The sequence below is a fragment of the Rhizobium sp. BK196 genome, assembly GCF_014193255.1.
Lineage (GTDB): Bacteria > Pseudomonadota > Alphaproteobacteria > Rhizobiales > Rhizobiaceae > Rhizobium.
In genome coordinates this window covers 1,105,239-1,121,375 of the sequence record NZ_JACHZB010000001.1, presented here as the reverse complement: position 1 = coordinate 1,121,375, position 16,137 = coordinate 1,105,239, and the positions used below count along the sequence as shown (strand labels likewise).

At 61.1% G+C, this 16,137-nt stretch carries 17 protein-coding genes; 4 read left to right on the top strand and 13 right to left on the bottom strand.

The genetic code is table 11. From position 1 onward, the window contains the following. Positions 1-173: 173 nt before the first annotated feature. From FHT78_RS05835 to FHT78_RS05815, 5 genes are all read right to left on the bottom strand, one after another. A complete protein-coding gene (locus tag FHT78_RS05835) occupies positions 174-1,145 on the bottom strand; it encodes an ABC transporter substrate-binding protein (RefSeq protein WP_183741508.1) in 972 nt (323 codons plus the stop codon). Positions 1,146-1,199: 54 nt separating this feature from the next. Beyond that, complete coding sequence (locus tag FHT78_RS05830; protein WP_183741506.1) at positions 1,200-2,327, bottom strand: ABC transporter permease; 1,128 nt, start codon at positions 2,325-2,327, stop codon at positions 1,200-1,202. After that, the gene (locus FHT78_RS05825) at positions 2,324-3,208 is read right to left on the bottom strand and encodes an ABC transporter permease (protein WP_183741504.1); all 885 of its coding nucleotides are present in this window, start codon (positions 3,206-3,208) and stop codon (positions 2,324-2,326) included. Before FHT78_RS05825 ends, FHT78_RS05830 begins: the two co-directional genes overlap by 4 nt. Next, entirely contained in the window at positions 3,205-3,576 is a 372-nt protein-coding gene (locus FHT78_RS05820) for an endonuclease domain-containing protein (protein ID WP_183741502.1), read from the bottom strand. The genes FHT78_RS05825 and FHT78_RS05820 overlap by 4 nt, the downstream gene beginning before the upstream one ends. A gap of 217 nt (positions 3,577-3,793) precedes the next feature. Beyond that, the gene (locus tag FHT78_RS05815; RefSeq protein ID WP_183741500.1) at positions 3,794-4,579 is read right to left on the bottom strand and encodes an ABC transporter ATP-binding protein; all 786 of its coding nucleotides are present in this window, start codon (positions 4,577-4,579) and stop codon (positions 3,794-3,796) included. 94 nt (positions 4,580-4,673) lie between these two features. Between FHT78_RS05815 and FHT78_RS05810 the strand changes: the two genes are divergently transcribed. Further along, entirely contained in the window at positions 4,674-5,087 is a 414-nt protein-coding gene (locus tag FHT78_RS05810; RefSeq protein ID WP_183741498.1) for a cupin domain-containing protein, read from the top strand. A 2-nt stretch (positions 5,088-5,089) separates the two neighbouring features. Here the strand turns inward: FHT78_RS05810 and FHT78_RS05805 are convergent, their stop codons facing one another. The 4 genes from FHT78_RS05805 to FHT78_RS05790 are packed head-to-tail and all read right to left on the bottom strand — an operon-like array spanning position 5,090 to position 8,807. Beyond that, positions 5,090-5,467 carry a hypothetical protein gene (locus FHT78_RS05805; RefSeq protein ID WP_210289749.1) on the bottom strand — a complete coding sequence of 126 codons (378 nt, stop codon included), beginning with the start codon at positions 5,465-5,467 and terminating at the stop codon, positions 5,090-5,092. 5 nt (positions 5,468-5,472) lie between these two features. Then, entirely contained in the window at positions 5,473-6,927 is a 1,455-nt protein-coding gene (gene hydA / locus FHT78_RS05800) for a dihydropyrimidinase (protein ID WP_183741493.1), read from the bottom strand. Between the two features lie 24 nt (positions 6,928-6,951). Further along, positions 6,952-7,557, bottom strand: a complete 606-nt coding sequence (locus tag FHT78_RS05795; RefSeq protein WP_183741492.1) for a hypothetical protein — start codon at positions 7,555-7,557, stop codon at positions 6,952-6,954. Beyond that, positions 7,554-8,807 (bottom strand): Zn-dependent hydrolase, encoded by a 1,254-nt coding sequence (locus FHT78_RS05790; protein WP_183741490.1) that lies wholly within the window; start codon positions 8,805-8,807, stop codon positions 7,554-7,556. The genes FHT78_RS05795 and FHT78_RS05790 overlap by 4 nt, the downstream gene beginning before the upstream one ends. 311 nt (positions 8,808-9,118) lie before the next feature. Here FHT78_RS05790 and FHT78_RS05785 point away from each other — a divergent pair, with 311 nt between their 5' ends. Next, on the top strand, positions 9,119-9,769 hold the full coding sequence (locus tag FHT78_RS05785; RefSeq protein WP_183741488.1) for a TetR family transcriptional regulator C-terminal domain-containing protein: 651 nt from the start codon (positions 9,119-9,121) through the stop codon (positions 9,767-9,769). Positions 9,770-9,800: 31 nt separating this feature from the next. On the opposite strand, the gene FHT78_RS05780 is transcribed toward FHT78_RS05785, so the two are convergent. After that, the gene (locus FHT78_RS05780) at positions 9,801-10,700 is read right to left on the bottom strand and encodes a LysR family transcriptional regulator (protein WP_183741486.1); all 900 of its coding nucleotides are present in this window, start codon (positions 10,698-10,700) and stop codon (positions 9,801-9,803) included. 102 nt (positions 10,701-10,802) lie between these two features. Here FHT78_RS05780 and FHT78_RS05775 point away from each other — a divergent pair, with 102 nt between their 5' ends. After that, positions 10,803-11,825: an NAD(P)-dependent alcohol dehydrogenase gene (locus tag FHT78_RS05775; protein ID WP_183741484.1), complete on the top strand. Its 1,023-nt coding sequence runs from the start codon at positions 10,803-10,805 to the stop codon at positions 11,823-11,825. 42 nt (positions 11,826-11,867) lie between these two features. Here FHT78_RS05775 and FHT78_RS05770 read toward each other — a convergent pair whose 3' ends face one another. Further along, positions 11,868-12,278 (bottom strand): rhodanese-like domain-containing protein, encoded by a 411-nt coding sequence (locus FHT78_RS05770; RefSeq protein WP_183741482.1) that lies wholly within the window; start codon positions 12,276-12,278, stop codon positions 11,868-11,870. A 104-nt stretch (positions 12,279-12,382) separates the two neighbouring features. On the opposite strand from FHT78_RS05770, the gene ftrA reads away from it, so the two are divergent. After that, complete coding sequence (gene ftrA / locus FHT78_RS05765; RefSeq protein ID WP_183741480.1) at positions 12,383-13,363, top strand: transcriptional regulator FtrA; 981 nt, start codon at positions 12,383-12,385, stop codon at positions 13,361-13,363. A gap of 67 nt (positions 13,364-13,430) precedes the next feature. Here the strand turns inward: ftrA and preA are convergent, their stop codons facing one another. Then, positions 13,431-14,744: an NAD-dependent dihydropyrimidine dehydrogenase subunit PreA gene (preA, locus tag FHT78_RS05760; RefSeq protein ID WP_183741478.1), complete on the bottom strand. Its 1,314-nt coding sequence runs from the start codon at positions 14,742-14,744 to the stop codon at positions 13,431-13,433. Between the two features lie 15 nt (positions 14,745-14,759). Continuing rightward, positions 14,760-16,121, bottom strand: a complete 1,362-nt coding sequence (locus FHT78_RS05755; RefSeq protein ID WP_183741476.1) for an NAD(P)-dependent oxidoreductase — start codon at positions 16,119-16,121, stop codon at positions 14,760-14,762. Positions 16,122-16,137: the final 16 nt, after the last annotated feature.

Here is a 16,137-nt window from a genome sequence, read left to right as displayed (position 1 = left end):
TCAATCATTTTAGGGTTATGCGAACATGACGATGATTGATCGGCTTCCCGTGTGTTTGACGTTTGACGCCTGACAAATGCGACGGTTGCAAGGCGATTTTTTTCGTTGGATACAAAAACTAGAAACGCGTGGGGAAAATTCCCCCACGCGTTGCATTTCGGTATCGGCGCGTCTTACTTCGCGGCGGCATCCGTGATGTCGTGCGTCCAGGCGCCCGACGGCTCCTTGTTGATGATCTTCTGGTCGAGCAGCGCCTTCGCCGTGCGGTCATAGAGCTTGGTGTCGAGCTTGCCGGTCCCGTCACCGATCAGCTTGGCGACTTCGCCCATCATGCGCTTCTGGTGGTTTTCGTCCTGGCCGCCGGCATCCACGACGATTTCGGCAGCATCATCAGGATTCTCCATAGCGTATTTCCAGCCCTTCATGGAGGCGCGGACGAACTTGACCATCTTCTCCTTGAAGGCCGGGTCCTTCAGCTTGTCTTCCATCGCATAGAGGCCATCTTCCAGGAGGTCGTTGCCCATGGCGGTGTAGTTAAAGACAGTGAGGTCTTCAGGCTTGAAGCCGGCATCGATCGCCTGCCAATATTCGTTATAGGTCATGACGGAAATGCAGTCGGCCTGCTTCTGCAGGAGCGGCTGCACGTCGAAACTCTGCTTGAGCACGGTCACGCCATTTGGCCCGCCATCGGTTTTAAGGCCGAGCTTGTTCATCCAGGCAAAGAACGGATATTCGTTGCCGAAGAACCAGACGCCCAGCGTGTGGCCCTTGAAGTCGGCTTCGGTCTTGACCGGGCCATCCTTGCGGCAGATCATTTCCATGCCCGACTTCTGGTAAGGCTGGGCGATATTGACGAGCGGAACGCCCTTTTCGCGGGCGACCAGCGCGCCGCCCATCCAGTCGACGATCACATCGGCGCCGCCGCCGGCAATCACCTGCTCGGGAGCGATGTCAGGGCCGCCCGGCTTGATATCGACGTCGAGGCCTTCCTCTTCGTAATAACCCTTATCCTTGGCAACGTAATAACCGGCGAACTGAGACTGGGTGACCCATTTCAGCTGCAGCGTGACCTTGTCGGCGGCCATCGCGTGTGCCGCGGCAAGCGACATCGCGCTCGCCATCATTGCAACCATCAACTTTTTCATTTTCTTTTTCCCTCTGAAGTTATGCCCTGATCCCGATGCGGGGCCGGGGCGCGTCTAACCACCACGGATAGACGGATGCCAGAACGTCACCGCCCTCTCGGCAAGGGCGACGACACCATAGAAGACCGAGCCTGCAAGCGCCGCGACGGCGATCTCGGCCCAGACCATGTCGACATTCATGCGACCCATCTCGGTAGAGATACGGAAGCCCATGCCGACGATCGGCGTCCCGAAGAATTCAGCAACGATGGCACCAATCATGGCCAGCGTCGAGTTGATCTTCAGTGCATTGAAAATGAAGGGCATTGCGGCCGGAAGCCGGAGCTTTACGAGCGTCTGCCAGTCGTTCGATGCGTAGGTGCGCATGAGGTCGCGCTCCATGTTGCCGGAGGCGGCAAGGCCGGCGACGGTGTTCACCAGCATCGGGAAGAAGGTCATGATGATGACGACGGCGGCCTTCGATTGCCAGTCGAAGCCGAACCACATGACCATGATGGGTGCGACACCGATGATCGGCAGTGCGGAGACCATATTGCCGATCGGCAGCAGGCCACGGCGCAGGAAGTCGACACGGTCGGCGAGGATGGCGACCACGAAGCCGCTGATGCAGCCGACGATGTAGCCGACCAATACGGCCTTGAAAATCGTCTGCCTGACATCTTCGCCGAGGGTCGGCAGGGAGCCTGCGATGCGTGCCCAGATCGCACTCGGCGGCGGCAGGATGACGAAGGGAATGCCGCCGCCGCGTGTGAGCGCTTCCCAGATCACGAGGATCCAGGCGCCGAAAATCGCCGGAATCAAAAGGCGCAGCAGCCACTGACCGGTCGGTCTTGTCGGCTGGAGGTCCGAAAGTTGCGTCACGCAACGCCATGCGATCAGCCAGCAGGCGGCAAGCAGCAGGAAGAATGCAGGTCCGGCGAAACCTTCATTACCTGCGAGGGTGCCAAGCAGCAGCCATGCGGCGCCGTGAGCGCCGGCGAAGAGAACGGTTGCAATGAGCGGGGCAGAGAGAGGTGTAAAGGACAGAAGCGCTGCGGCGATCGCAAGCAGGGCTATCAGCGCGACAGTGCTTGCAGACGGGGGTTGAGGCGCGCCTGCCGAAAAGAGCGGCAGCATGACCATTGCACCGACGACACAGAGAAGGGCAATCAGAGCCTGCCAGGAGATCGTTACCCGCTTCATGCCGGTCTCCCGCCCATGGAGCGGTCGACGATCTTGGCCACAAGGCCGACGAAGGCAACGAGGATGGCCGCAAGCACCGAGCCCGCGACAAGAGCGGCCCAGATATCGATTGTCTGGCTGTAATAGGAGCCGGCAAGCAGTTTGGAGCCGATGCCTGCGACAGCGCCGGTCGGCAGCTCGCCGACGATGGTGCCGACGAGGCTTGCGGCAATTGCCACTTTCATCGAGGTGAAGAGGAAGGGAATGGAGGCGGGCACACGCAGCTTCCAGAAAGTCTGCGCAGCCGTGGCATTATAGGTGCGCATCAGGTCGAGATGCATCACTTCGGGCGAACGCAACCCCTTCACCATGCCGACGGCGACTGGGAAGAAGGAGAGGTAGGTTGATATCAGCGCCTTGGGGATCAGGCCAGTGATATTGATCGAACCGAGCACTACGATCACCATCGGCGCGACTGCCAGGATGGGCACGGTCTGCGAGGCGATGATCCAGGGCATCAGGCTGCGGTCGAGCGCCTTGACGTGGATGATGCCGATGGCAATGACGATGCCGAGCAGCGTGCCGAACGTAAAGCCGAGCACGGTCGAGGAGAGGGTGACGCCGGCGTGGTAGACCAAGCTGCGGTTGCTGGAGAGCTTTCTGAGGAAGGTGTTTTCGAATACGTTCTGCGCCACCTGATGCGGCGCCGGCAGGACGGGCTTCGGCTGGGAAAGCGTCTTGCCGATAAATTCCATCGTGGTCGAGGTGATGTTGTTGCGGGTATCCATGTCACGCTGGAACGGCGTGTTCAGGATGATGGCTGCGACATACCAGATCGCGATCAGCACCAGCAGGATTGTGAGGACGGGGACAATCTTGTCCTTGAAGGTCTCGGGTTTCATGCGGCCTCCTTCAGGAATGGTGCCGCCTGTTTCTGGATGAAAACGTAGTCCGGGCCGTCCAGCACTTGGGAATTGTCGAAGCGGAGTACAGTGAAGCCCTGATTTTTCAAGAAGGCATCGCGAGCGATGTCATGGCGGCGACCGCTTTCGGTTTCATGGCTATCGCCGTCAACTTCCACGATCAGGCGCGCTGAGAGCCAGGCGAAATCGGCAATATATGGGCCGATCGGCGTTTCGCGACGGAAGCGCGCGACGTAGGGGCGAAGATCTCGAAGCGTGTCCCACATGGCGGATTCGGCCTTTGTCAATTCACGGCGAAGGCGGCGGGCTCTGTCTCGCGTTTTTGGTGTGATATTGGAATGCGGCATTCAGGCCTCCATTCCTGTCGTAGCGAAGAAAACCCCTCCCCAACCCCTCCCCACAAGGGGGAGGGGCTCAGGAGGTTGCCGCCCGCCTTGAACACTCCTCTCAACCCCGATGCCAGCAACGCGCTTGACGTTGAAAGTGGAGGGTGCGGCAGATCTGCCCCTCTCCCTTGTGCGGAGGGGTTGGGGAGGGGTTTTTGCCGAGTCCATGGCACTCAATCTACTGCTCATAACTATGCCCCGCCCTCAGCCCTTCGCGGACGCGATGGGCGATTTCCAGGAATTCAGCAGTCTCGCGGATATCGAGCGGGCGCTCGCTTGGCAGCGTCGAGTCGATGATATCCGTCACGCGGCCTGGGCGGGGCGACATGACCACGATCTTGGTGGAGAGATAGACCGCCTCCGGAATGGAATGGGTGACGAAGCAGATCGTCTTGTTGGTGCGTGCCCACAGTTTGAGGAGCGCCGCGTTCAGATGGTCGCGAACGATTTCGTCCAGCGCCCCGAAGGGTTCGTCCATTAAAAGCAGGTCTGCGTCGAAGGCGAGCGCGCGGGCGATCGACGCGCGCTGCTGCATGCCGCCTGACAGTTGCCAGGGGAATTTCTTCTCGAAGCCGGAGAGTTCGACGAGGTCGAGCGCCCCAGCAATGCGCTTCTTCTGTTCGGGTTTCGAATAGCCCATGATCTCCAGCGGCAGGGCGATGTTCTTCTCGATCGTGCGCCAGGGATAAAGGGCCGGCGCCTGGAAGACGTAGCCATAGGCGCGGGCCTTGCGGGCCTCTTCCGGTGTCATGCCGTTGATGGCAATGTCGCCGGAGGTCTTGCGCTCGAGGTCGGCGATGACGCGCAGGAAAGTCGTCTTGCCGCAGCCGGAAGGGCCGATGAAGGAGACGAACTCGCCCCTGCGGATATCGAGATTGACATCAGCAAGCGCATGCACCGCGCCGTCATTCGTCTGGTAGCTGAGACAGAGATCCTTGGCGGATACGACGGAGGGTGCTTGCATCAATAAACCAGTCTTGTTTTCGCCGCGCCGTCGCGGTTTTCCATGATATCATTGCCGCCGGTCTTACCGACAGCACGGTCCTTGGAGGATGAGGATGGACGCAAAATCAAAGCCCACCTGCCATATTGTTCGCCCCAACCACACCTATGACGGCAAGCAGGGGCTGAGCTATTTCCAGGGCATCGCCGCCGAGACGGTTGGTGCGAAGGGCATCTGCATGCATCTTCTGACGATCCCGCCTGGCGTGCGCGCCAAGGCGCATCTGCATGAGTCGCATGAGACTGCGATCTACATGCTCTCCGGCGAGGCGCATACCTGGTACGGCGACAGACTGGAAAACCACATTGTCGTGCATGCCGGCGAGCTTTTCTACATCCCGGCGGGCGTCCCGCATTTGCCGGCCAACTTGAGCAGCACGCCCTGCACGGCGATCATTGCCCGCACCGATCCGAACGAGCAGGAAAGCGTGATCCTGCTGCCCGAGCTGGATGCGCTGGTGCCGGCGTGAGGCTATTTGCATAGCGGCAACGGCCCCCACTTGATTGCGGCATCGGCCACGAACCCGATTGTATAGCCTTTAGGCCCTGACGTGATCTTGACGGTGTCGTCGTTGCTGCTCTCTTCGCCCTCCGCCTGGCAAGCGACCGTGGCGGTGAAGTCCTTGCCTTCGGTCTTCAGGATTTTCTTGATTTCGCAGTAAGAGGCCGCCGTGGTGATGCCCTCGGAAGTCAACAGAAAGAAGTTGTCGGAGCCTGTACTTTCGCCGCTCTTGGCGTAGGCACAGCCATCCTTGTTGCCGTAGCTGCCCTTGATGGGCAGCGTGTCAGCATTCGCCGCGGTGGAAAGCGCGGCCAGGGAAACGATCGTCAGAAGCAGATGGCCGCGCATATGTGTCACACCCCACTCGCCGGGATGCCCGTGCGTTCAACCTTGCGGGGAGCGGTAATCTCCTTCCAGGTCGACAGCGCCTTGCTGACGGCTGTGACCGGCTCGCGCCTGACGAATTCGCCATGGCCCGAGTGGGTCTTGACCGTATCCTCCTCGATCGCCACGACCCCACGCGTCAGCGTATAGCGCGGCAGGCCGGTCACTTCCTTGCCTTCGAAAACGTTATAATCGATCGCCGATTGCTGGCGCTTCGACGAAATAGTCTTGGAGCGCTTCGGATCCCAGACGACGAGATCGGCATCGGCGCCGACGAGGATGGCGCCCTTCTTCGGGTAGATGTTCAGGATCTTGGCGATGTTGGTCGAGGTGACGGCGACGAATTCGTTCATCGTCAGGCGGCCCGTGTTGACGCCATAAGTCCAGAGCATCGGCATGCGGTCTTCGAGACCGCCGGTGCCGTTCGGGATCTTGGTGAAATCACCGACGCCGAAACGCTTCTGCGCCGTGGTGAAGGCGCAGTGATCGGTCGCCACCACCTGCAGCGAACCGGAGGCGAGGCCGGCCCAGAGCGAGTCCTGATGCTGCTTGTTGCGGAAGGGTGGGGACATGACGCGGCGGGCGGCGTGATCCCAGTCCTTGTCGAAATATTCGGTCTCGTCGAGGGTCAGGTGCTGGATCAGCGGCTCGCCATAGGCGCGGATGCCCTTCTGGCGGGCGCGGCGGATCGCTTCATGGGCCTGTTCGCAGGATGTGTGGACGATATAGACGGGGCAGCCGGCCATGTCGGCAATCATGATGGCGCGGTTGGTGGCTTCGCCCTCGACTTCGGCCGGGCGCGAATAGGCATGTGCCTCGGGGCCGTTATTGCCTTCCGACAGCAGCTTGGCGGAAAGGGAAGCGACGACGTCGCCGTTTTCGGCATGGACGAGCGGCAGGGCACCGAGCTCGGCGCAGCGCTGGAAGGAGGCGAACATCTCGTCATCGTTCACCATCAGCGCGCCCTTATAGGCCATGAAGTGCTTGAAGGTGTTGATGCCCTTGTCCTGCACGATCGTCTTCATTTCATTGAAGACCTGCTCGCCCCACCATGTGATCGCCATGTGGAAGGAATAGTCGCAATTGGCGCGGGTCGACTTGTTGTCCCACATGGTCAGCGCCTCGAGCAGCGACTGGCCGGGCGAGGGAAGGGCGAAATCGACGACCATGGTCGTGCCGCCGGACAGGGCCGCCCGCGTGCCGCTTTCGAAATCGTCCGAGGAATAGGTGCCCATGAAGGGCATTTCGAGATGGGTATGCGGATCGATGCCGCCGGGCATGATGTAACAGCCCGTGGCATCCAGCACCTCGTTGCCGGAGAGGTTCGGGCCGATCTCGACGATCTTGCCGCCGTCGATCTTCACGTCAGCCTTATAGGTGAGGTCGGCCGTGACGATGGTGCCGTTCTTGATGACTGTAGTCATGGCTGCTGCTCCTTTTCCTAGCTGTTACTGTTCAACTGCCATCGTGGGCGTGCCACTTCGCAGGAGCGCGGCCCCTTTTGCGATGAGGCTGTAAACTGCCTCCTCACTCAGATCGTCGGGAGTGTCGTGCTCTTCCTCGTAATACCAGTCGGGCTGCTCAACGACGTCAGCGCCACCGACTGACAATGACCAAAAACCATCGCTTTCGCGAAAGTAGAAATCCTTGCCATCGATGAGCCCAGTTGACTGTACGGGTTGGCTGCCCTTGGGGCGTTCGATCAGTATTCCGGGCATGGAAGGGCCGAGTTCGATCCGAACGACAGCAACAGACCCAGGCTCCCCAGCGAGATAGTAGGATTGATGGCGCGAGGAGGCATCCGACCCGGCTAGCTCGACATTGGAGGGTTTATACCGCCAGAAACCCGATATTTGTGAAAGCTTGATCCGCTCGCCTACGGCGTTGATGCCAATGTAGTAGACCTGCGCGCTAGGTACATCGTCCCACGGCCCGTCGTTCACCGGCGTCAGATTGGCATTGGCCCATGCAAGGTCGTCGGCAGTTCGCTGACTATAGAACTTAAAAGCATCAGCGTAATCGAGATAGGTCGTTGGCAAGTCGGACGCCATCACACGACAATCTCCGCCGTCTCGACCACCGCATGGAACAACACGTCGGCTCCGGCCGTCGCCCATTCCTTGGAGATATCTTCCGCCTCATTGTGCGAGAGACCACCCACACATGGGCACATGACCATCGTCGCGGGCGCGACCTTGGCGGCCCAGCAGGCGTCGTGGCCGGCGCCGGAGATGATGTTCAGGTGGCTGTAGCCGAGGCGTTCGGCGGCGGAGCGGACGGATGTGACCAGCTTTTCGTCGAAGGTGACGGGCTCGAAATGGCCGATCGCCTCGATGGAGCAGCCGACTCCCAGCGCATCACAGATCTTGGGCGCTTCCGCCTCGATCTTTGCACGCATTCGGTCGAGCTTGGCCTTGTCGGGCGAGCGGATGTCGACGGTGAAGACCACCTTGCCCGGCAGCACGTTGCGGGAGTTCGGCGAGAAGAAGACCTGGCCGACGCCGCCGACGGCGCCCGGCTGTTCGCCCATCGCCACGCTCTGAACCATTTCCAGGATGCGCGACATTGCAAGGCCGGCATTGACGCGCATGTTCATCGGCGTCGAGCCGGTATGCGCTTCCTTGCCGGTCAGCGTAAATTCCAGCCACCACAGGCCCTGACAGTGGGTGACGACGCCGATCTGCTTGTTTTCGGCTTCAAGGATCGGACCCTGCTCGATGTGATATTCGAAATAGGCGTGCATCTTGCGCGCGCCGACTTCCTCGTCGCCGACCCAGCCGATGCGCTTCAGCTCATCGCCGAAGAGATTGCCTTCGGGATCTTTTCGGTTATAGGCGAAGTCCAGGCTGTGCACACCAGCAAAGACGCCAGAGGCCAGCATGGCAGGCGCGAATCGGGCGCCTTCCTCGTTGGTCCAGTTGGTGACGACGATGGGGTGCTTCGTCTTGATGCCGAGATCGTTCATGGTCCTGACGATTTCGAGGGCACCGAGGACGCCGAGCACGCCATCATACTTGCCGCCGGTCGGCTGGGTATCGAGATGCGAGCCGACATAAACGGGGAGCGCGTCAGGATCGGTGCCGGGGCGGGTTGCAAACATCGTGCCCATCTTGTCGACGCCGAGCGTCATGCCTGCGTCTTCGCACCATGTCTTGAAGAGGTTGCGGCCCTCGGCATCGGAATCCGTCAGCGTCTGGCGGTTGTTGCCGCCGGCAATTCCCGGGCCGATCTTTGCCATGTCCATGAGACTGTCCCAGAGACGGTCCCCATTGACGCGCATGTTTTCGCCTGGCGCTGCCACCATAGTTGAAAATCCTCACCTGTTTTGCGGCAGTCATGCGAGATGCCTGCCTGCCTTGTTCCCGTGGTCAAATTCCGCTGCTGCCCGTTGTTCTGTCAGCGCCGGAAAATCGCCAGTTGCCTTTGTTTTTTATCTGGCGGATAATTTGACCGATTGGTAAACATTACAACTTCCATCGCTGCGCTCAAGACGAAAATCACGAAAAATACATACAAAAAAATGGGCAAAAATGCTGGCAAGTGCCCATTAAAGCGGCAGGAGAGGCCGTTCTTCCAATCTTGAGCGAGGAGTTGAATTTCAAGGGGAAAGAGCGAATGGCCATACCGAGAGCGGCGAAGACACTTCGGCGGACACGCATCCAGGAAGAAAAGGAAGAGCAGATCCTGGAAGCGGCGCTCGATGTATTTTCGGTCAGCGGGTTCCGGGGCTCGACTATCGACCAGATCGCCGAGGTGGCCGGCATGTCGAAGCCGAATCTCCTCTATTATTTCCGCACCAAGGAAGCGATGCACCGCGCGTTGATCGACCGGGTGCTTTTCAACTGGCTGGAGCCGCTGAGGGCCTTCGATGCGGAAGGCAATCCGGAATCGGAGATCCGCAGCTATATTCGCCGCAAACTCGAGTTGGCCCGCGATTTCCCGCGCGAGAGCCGGCTCTTCGCCAATGAGATGCTGCAGGGCGCGCCGCACGTCCTTGATATGCTGAAAGGGCCGCTGAAAGAGCTGGTCGACGAAAAGGCGGCCGTGATCCGCACCTGGATCAAAAGCGGCAAGATCGTCCATTGCGACCCCTATCACCTGATCTTCTCGATCTGGTCGACGACGCAGCACTATGCCGATTTCGACGTGCAGGTTCGCGCCGTGCTCGGCGAAGAGCATTCCGGCGACGGGCGCTTCGAGGATGCAGCGCGCTTCCTTGAGCAGCTTTTCATCGGCGGATTGCGGCCGGATCGGTCGGGCGCCTGATTTAGGATCCGCCCGGAACCGGTTTCTTCCGTCAGCCCATCACGGCCGGAAGACGGGTCGCGAGTGTGTCGATCGCCAATCTTACCTTCGGCAGCATGACCGGTGAACGAAGCCAGACGGCATGGGCATCGACGATATTCGCCGCCTCATGTTTCAGCACCTGGACGAGGCGGCCTGCGGCTACATCCTCGCGCACCAGCCAGCAGGGCAGCCAGGCAAGTCCTCGTCCGGCAACCGCCGCATCCGATATCGCCCCGAGATCGTCGAGCCGCAGCCGCGCTTGCGGCTGGATCTCTCGCCATGGGTCACCCGGCGCCGGGAAGATCCAGCTTCTTTCATAATCGCCACGCCTGTAGATGACGCCTCGATGCTGCGGAATGTCGGCGATCGTCTGCGGTATCCCGTATCTTTCCAGATAGGCGGGGGATGCGCAGACGGTCATCCGCTGGCGAGCGACGGCGCGGGCCATCAGCTCGGGATTGTCTTTCAGTGGTCCATTGCGGATGGCAAGATCGAAGCCATCTTCCAGAAGGTCGACGATGCGATCGTTGAACGAAAGATCAAGTTCAAGCTCGGGATGCTCGTCGAGCAGTTTCTCCAATATCGGCGCAATGCAAAGGCGACCGAAAAGCACCGGCATGGAGATGCGCAGTCGGCCGCGCACGACGCGCCGGCCTGTTTCCAGCATTGCCTCCCCGAGGCGTATTTCTTCCACCGCGCGCAAGCAGCGCTCGTAGAAGAAGCGGCCCTCCTCCGTCAGGCTCTGCATGCGGGTCGTGCGGTTGAAGAGGCGGACGCCGAGCCGCCGTTCGAGCCGTGCAATCGTCTTGCCGACAGCAGAACGGGTCAGGTGCAGCCGTTCGGCGGCGGCTGAAAAACCGCCGGCCTCAACGGCTTCGACGAAGATCGAGATGCCTTTCAGCTGCTCCATATTGCTTCCACTTTGGAACCAGTTTGGCGAATTTATATCACAACTGGTGCTGAATATTCAACGATATGCTCACGCTCCCTGCAATGGACAAGGAGCAAGACGATGCAGACAACTCGACAGTGGCAGATCGATAAGGTCGGGCCGGAACGGGCGCTTGTCATCGGCGAGCGGAGGCTGGAGCCGGTTTTGGGCAACAAGGTTCTGGTGCGGACGCAGGCCGTTTCGCTGAATTTCCGTGACAGGCTGGTGATGGAAACCGGTATGGGATTGCCGCTGCAATTTCCCTTCGTACCGGCCTCCGACATGGCGGGCATCGTGGAGGAGGTCGGTCCCGAGGTCACGCGTTTCAAGCCGGGCGACAGGGTGATCTCGACCTTCTCGCCTGATTGGATCGACAGCCGCGGCCTAGGCGATGCACGTACGCCACCCTACAAGACACGCGGTGGCTTCTATCCCGGCGTTCTCTCGCAGTACACCGTCCTGTCACAGGAATGGTATTCGCCGGCGCCGAAGACGCTTAATGCTGCTGAGGCGAGTACCTTGCCTTGCGCAGGACTGACGGCGTGGTTTGCGCTGATCGAGCGCGGAGGCCTGAAAGCCGGTGACAAGGTGCTGGTTCAGGGCACCGGCGGCGTTGCGCTCTTCGGACTGCAGATCGCCAAGGCGCATGGGGCGGAGGTCTTCATCACATCGGGCAGCGGGGAGAAGCTGGAACGCGCCGTTGCGCTCGGCGCTGATCATGCGCTCAGCCGGAATGACGGCGATTGGGTGGAGCAGCTCTATTCGCTGACCGACGGCTACGGCGCCGACCACGTCCTTGAAATCGTCGGTGGCGCGCATCTCGGGCAGGCGCTGAAGGCGGTGGCGGTCAACGGCCGTATCTCGGTCATCGGGGTTCTCGAAGGTTTCGAAGTGTCCGGTCCGGCTGCCCAGCTCTTGCTCAAGGCGCCTGTGGTGCAGGGTATTTCCGTCGGTCATCGCCGGGCGCTGGAGGATCTGGTTCGGGCGGTGGATCAGACCGGGCTGAAACCCGTCATCGACAAGCGCTACGCGTTCGAGGAATTCCCCGAAGCGCTCGATCACCTCTATCGCGGACCGTTCGGCAAGGTCGTGGTCGAGTTTTGAGGGATGGTTCCCTTCTCCTCAAACGAGGAGAGGGGAACCGGATCAGGCAGCAACACCTGCTTCGCCTTCGAAAATAAAGCCTTCATCCGCCCATCCGGTCAGACCACCGATCATTAGCTTGACGGACAGACCGAGACGGGAGAGGCGGAGTGCCGCCTTGTCCGCACCGTTGCAATGCGGGCCGGCGCAATAGACCACGAACAGCGTATCGTCAGGCCATTCGGACATGCGGTGCGCAGTCATCTTGCCATGCGGCAGGTTGAGGGCACCCGGAATATGCGAGAGGTTGAAGAGTGCTGGCGAGCGCACATCGAGCAACACGAAATCGACCTTGCCGGAGGCGAAGGCGGCATGCACATCCGAGCAGTCGGTCTCGAAGGCGAGCTTGCGGGCGAAGTATTCGACGGTGGCTTCGGGAGAGGCGGCGGAAATTTCGGAAACGGGGCTCGGCATGATCTTGTCCTTTCCTGGGGCTGGTCTTGGCTTGGATTGCGGCCGATCATTGCCGATGATAGTGATGAGCGAAATTGGCCGTTACGACGGATAGCGTAAAGATCATGCCAGAATCGAATGTGCACAAGACGCGTGGGCCGCATGTCGTAGCGCTGGCCTATGACGGGCTCTGCACCTTCGAATTCGGTATCGCCTATGAGGTCTTCGGCCTGCCGCGGCCGGAGATGGGGGAGGGCTGGTATCGCTTCTCGGTCGCCGGCGTAGAGTCAGGTCCGCTGCGGGCCGCTGGTGGGCTGACGGTCGCGGTCGACGAGGGGCTCGAACTGCTCGGCGAGGCGGATCTCATCATTGCGCCTGGATGGCGGGCGATCGATGCGCCGGTGCCGGAAACCCTGACTGCTGCCTTGCGTGCTGCGCACCAACGGGGCGCGCGAGTGATGTCGCTCTGCTCGGGTGTCGCCGTGCTTGCCGCTGCCGGGCTGCTTGCCGGGCGTCGGGCGACGACCCACTGGCGCTATGTCGCCTCGCTTGCCGAACGCTACCCTGACATCGCGCTCGATGCCGACGTGCTCTACATGGATGAGGGCAGCATCCTGACGGCGGCCGGCAGTGCCGCAGGGATCGACCTCTGCCTGCATGTGGTGCGCGGTGATTTTGGGCCCGACGCGGCCAACAGCGTGGCGCGGCGGCTCGTCGTTCCGCCGCATCGCGAGGGCGGGCAGGCGCAATTCATCGCTGCGCCCGTGCCGGAAGAGCGCGAAGGCATTCGTTTGGGACCGCTGATCGAATGGATGCGCGAACGGCTTTCCGATGAGCAGCCGATCAGCTTGCTTGCAGGCAAGGCCGGCATGAGCATGCGCACCTTCCAGCGCCGCTTCGAGGCGACGACAGGCGACAGCGTCGGCGAGTGGCTGCTGAAGGAGCGGCTGCGGCATGCGCGTGAACTCTTGGAAAAGCAGCTTGCGGTGTCGCTCGACGATATTGCTCTTGCCAGTGGGTTTGGGACATTGGCGACCATGCGCCATCATTTCCGCAGGCGGCTCGGGACGAGCCCGAGCGCTTACAGGAAGTCGTTCGGCCTTTGAGGGCCGGGTAACGGGCAAGAAAAAGCCGCCTTGGACGGGCGGCTTTTTCATCAGGCTTTCGGGGGTATTACTCCGCAGCCTGGCGCGCCATCGGGTTATTTGGATGTGTCGTCCAGTTGGCGTAATTCGGGTCGACCACCTTGCCGGTGCGCTTGTCCAGAGCGCCAGCCGGAAGCTGCTCCATGGTGATGCAGTTTTCTACCGGGCAGACGCTGACGCAGAGATTGCAGCCGACGCATTCCTCGTCCATCACCTCGAAATGGCGAACGCCGTCGACGAAGTTGGTGATCGCCTGGTGCGAAGTGTCCTCGCAGGCGATGTAGCAGCGGCCGCATTTGATGCAGGCGTCCTGATCGATCTTGGCCTTGGCGATGTAGTTGAGGTTGAGGTACTGCCAGTCGGTGACGTTCTGAACGGCGCGGCCGGTGATGTCGTCGAGGGTCTTGTGGCCCTTTTCATCCATCCAGTCCGAGAGGCCCGTGATCATCTCCTGCACGATCTTGAAGCCGTAGGTCATGGCTGCGGTGCAGACCTGCACGTTGCCGGCGCCGAGCACCAGGAATTCGGCTGCATCGCGCCACGTGGTGATGCCGCCGATGCCCGAGATCGGCAGGCCGTAGGTTTCCGGATCGCGGGCGATCTCGGCGACCATGTTGAGCGCGATCGGCTTCACCGCCGGGCCGCAATAGCCGCCATGGCTGCCCTTGCCGCCGACCGTTGGGTTAGGGGCGAAATTGTCGAGATCGACCGAGACGATCGAGTTGATCGTATTGATCAGCGATACGGCATCCGTGCCGCCGGCCTTGGCGGCGCGGGCAGGGCGGCGGATGTCGGTGATGTTGGGCGTCAGCTTGGTGATGACGGGCATGCGCGTGTACTGCTTGCACCAGCGCACGACCATTTCGATATATTCCGGCACCTGGCCGACGGCCGAGCCCATGCCGCGCTCGGACATGCCGTGCGGACAGCCGAAATTCAGTTCGATGCCGTCAGCGCCGGTCTCTTCCACCAGCGGCAGGATGGCCTTCCAGGCCTGTTCCTCGCACGGGACCATGATCGAAGCAATGAGCGCCCGGTCCGGCCAATTCATCTTGACCTGCTTCATTTCCCTGAGATTGGTTTGCAGGTCGCGGTCGGTGATGAGCTCGATATTGTTCAAGCCGAGCAGGCGGCGGTCGGCGCCCCAGATCGCGCCGTAACGCGGGCCGTTGACGTTGACAACAGGCGGGCCTTCCTCGCCCAGCGTCTTCCAGACGACGCCGCCCCAGCCGGCCTTGAAGGCGCGCTCGACATTGTAGGCCTTGTCGGTCGGCGGTGCAGAGGCGAGCCAGAAGGGGTTTGGGGACTTGATGCCGACGAAATTATTGCGGAGATCAGCCATTGTTCATTCTCCCCTTCAGGCGACAGCGACAGCCGGAGCGGCTGCAGCAGTGAGGGTGCGGTGAATGGATTCGGCCGCATCACGGCCATGGGCGACGGCAGATACGGTCAGGTCTTCACCGCCAAAGACGCAGTCGCCGCCGGCCCACACACCTTCGATCGATGTGCGGCCTTCAGCATCAACCGCGATGCGGCCGGATTCCATCCTCAGCGCGCCGAGGCTGGAGGCTTCGAAGGCCTGGCCTATGGCTTTCAGGATATGATCGGCGGCGATGACGCCGGTCTCGCCGGTGCCGGTGAGGCGGCCGTCGACGAGGCTGGTATATTCCACCTCGATCGCCGCCACCTTGCCGTCCTGCGAGAGGATGGATTTCGGCGCCAGCCAATGGCGGATGATGACGCCCTTGGAGGTGGCGAGATCCTGCTCGAATTCCGAGGCGTTCATATGTTCCTTGCCGCGGCGATAGCAGATCGTCACTTCCTCGGCGCCAAGCAGCTTTGCCTGTACGGCGGCGTCAATCGCAGTCATGCCGCCGCCGAGAACGACGACACGGCGGCCGATGGCGATGTCGCCTTTGTTCCTGGCCTGGCGCAGGGCGGCGATGAAATCGACGGCGTCATCGACACCGGGCAGGTTTTCGTTGTCGACGCGCAATGCGTTGACGCCGGCAAGGCCGAGGCCGAGGAAGACGGCGTCATACTGGCTCTGCAGGTCGGCGAGCGAGAAATCGCGGCCGAGCTGCTGGCCGTGCTTCACCTCAATGCCGCCAATCGACAGGACGTAATCTACTTCCTTTTGGGCGAAGTCATCGACCGTCTTGTAGGTGGCAATGCCATATTCGTTGAGGCCGCCGGATTTCGGCTTGGCATCGTAGATCACCACATCATGGCCCTTAATGGCGAGGCGATGGGCTGCCGCGAGGCCGGCGGGACCGGCGCCGACGACGGCGATCTTCTTGCCGGTTGGTTCCGCGCGTCGGTAGAACTGCTTGCCAGCGGCCATCGCCGCATCCGTCGCATAGCGTTGCAGACGGCCGATCTCGACCGGGCGCTCTTCGGCGGTATTGCGCACACAGGCCTGCTCGCAGAGCTCTTCGGTGGGACAGACGCGGGCGCACATGCCGCCGAGGATATTCTGATCGAAGATGGTCTTCGCCGAACCCAACGGATTGCCGGTCGAAATCTGGCGGATGAAGAGCGGAATGTCGATGGAGGTCGGACAGGCCGTCATGCACGGTGCGTCATAGCAGAAATAACAGCGGTCGGCGGCGACCAACGCTTCGTGATTGTCTAAGCGCGGATGAAGATCGGAGAAATTAGCCTCGTACTCGGCGGACGAAAGCCGGCCGGCACGAATCCCAGTTTCCAGACGTTCCATTGAAGTTCCCTCTTTA

Bases quoted from the DNA above. Each gene is read 5' to 3' on its own strand.
- FHT78_RS05805 (WP_210289749.1), bottom strand. From the start codon at position 5,467: ATGCGCGGCCATCTGCTTCTGACGATCGTTTCCCTGGCCGCGCTTTCC.
- FHT78_RS05825 (WP_183741504.1), bottom strand. From the start codon at position 3,208: ATGAAACCCGAGACCTTCAAGGACAAGATTGTCCCCGTCCTCACAATC.
- FHT78_RS05770 (WP_183741482.1), bottom strand. From the start codon at position 12,278: ATGCCGAGCCCCGTTTCCGAAATTTCCGCCGCCTCTCCCGAAGCCACC.
- FHT78_RS05785 (WP_183741488.1), top strand. From the start codon at position 9,119: ATGGCCATACCGAGAGCGGCGAAGACACTTCGGCGGACACGCATCCAG.
- FHT78_RS05780 (WP_183741486.1), bottom strand. From the start codon at position 10,700: ATGGAGCAGCTGAAAGGCATCTCGATCTTCGTCGAAGCCGTTGAGGCC.
- ftrA (WP_183741480.1), top strand. From the start codon at position 12,383: ATGCCAGAATCGAATGTGCACAAGACGCGTGGGCCGCATGTCGTAGCG.
- FHT78_RS05810 (WP_183741498.1), top strand. From the start codon at position 4,674: ATGGACGCAAAATCAAAGCCCACCTGCCATATTGTTCGCCCCAACCAC.
- preA (WP_183741478.1), bottom strand. From the start codon at position 14,744: ATGGCTGATCTCCGCAATAATTTCGTCGGCATCAAGTCCCCAAACCCC.
- FHT78_RS05775 (WP_183741484.1), top strand. From the start codon at position 10,803: ATGCAGACAACTCGACAGTGGCAGATCGATAAGGTCGGGCCGGAACGG.
- FHT78_RS05790 (WP_183741490.1), bottom strand. From the start codon at position 8,807: ATGGTGGCAGCGCCAGGCGAAAACATGCGCGTCAATGGGGACCGTCTC.
- hydA (WP_183741493.1), bottom strand. From the start codon at position 6,927: ATGACTACAGTCATCAAGAACGGCACCATCGTCACGGCCGACCTCACC.
- FHT78_RS05820 (WP_183741502.1), bottom strand. From the start codon at position 3,576: ATGCCGCATTCCAATATCACACCAAAAACGCGAGACAGAGCCCGCCGC.
- FHT78_RS05755 (WP_183741476.1), bottom strand. From the start codon at position 16,121: ATGGAACGTCTGGAAACTGGGATTCGTGCCGGCCGGCTTTCGTCCGCC.
- FHT78_RS05815 (WP_183741500.1), bottom strand. From the start codon at position 4,579: ATGCAAGCACCCTCCGTCGTATCCGCCAAGGATCTCTGTCTCAGCTAC.
- FHT78_RS05830 (WP_183741506.1), bottom strand. From the start codon at position 2,327: ATGAAGCGGGTAACGATCTCCTGGCAGGCTCTGATTGCCCTTCTCTGT.
- FHT78_RS05835 (WP_183741508.1), bottom strand. From the start codon at position 1,145: ATGAAAAAGTTGATGGTTGCAATGATGGCGAGCGCGATGTCGCTTGCC.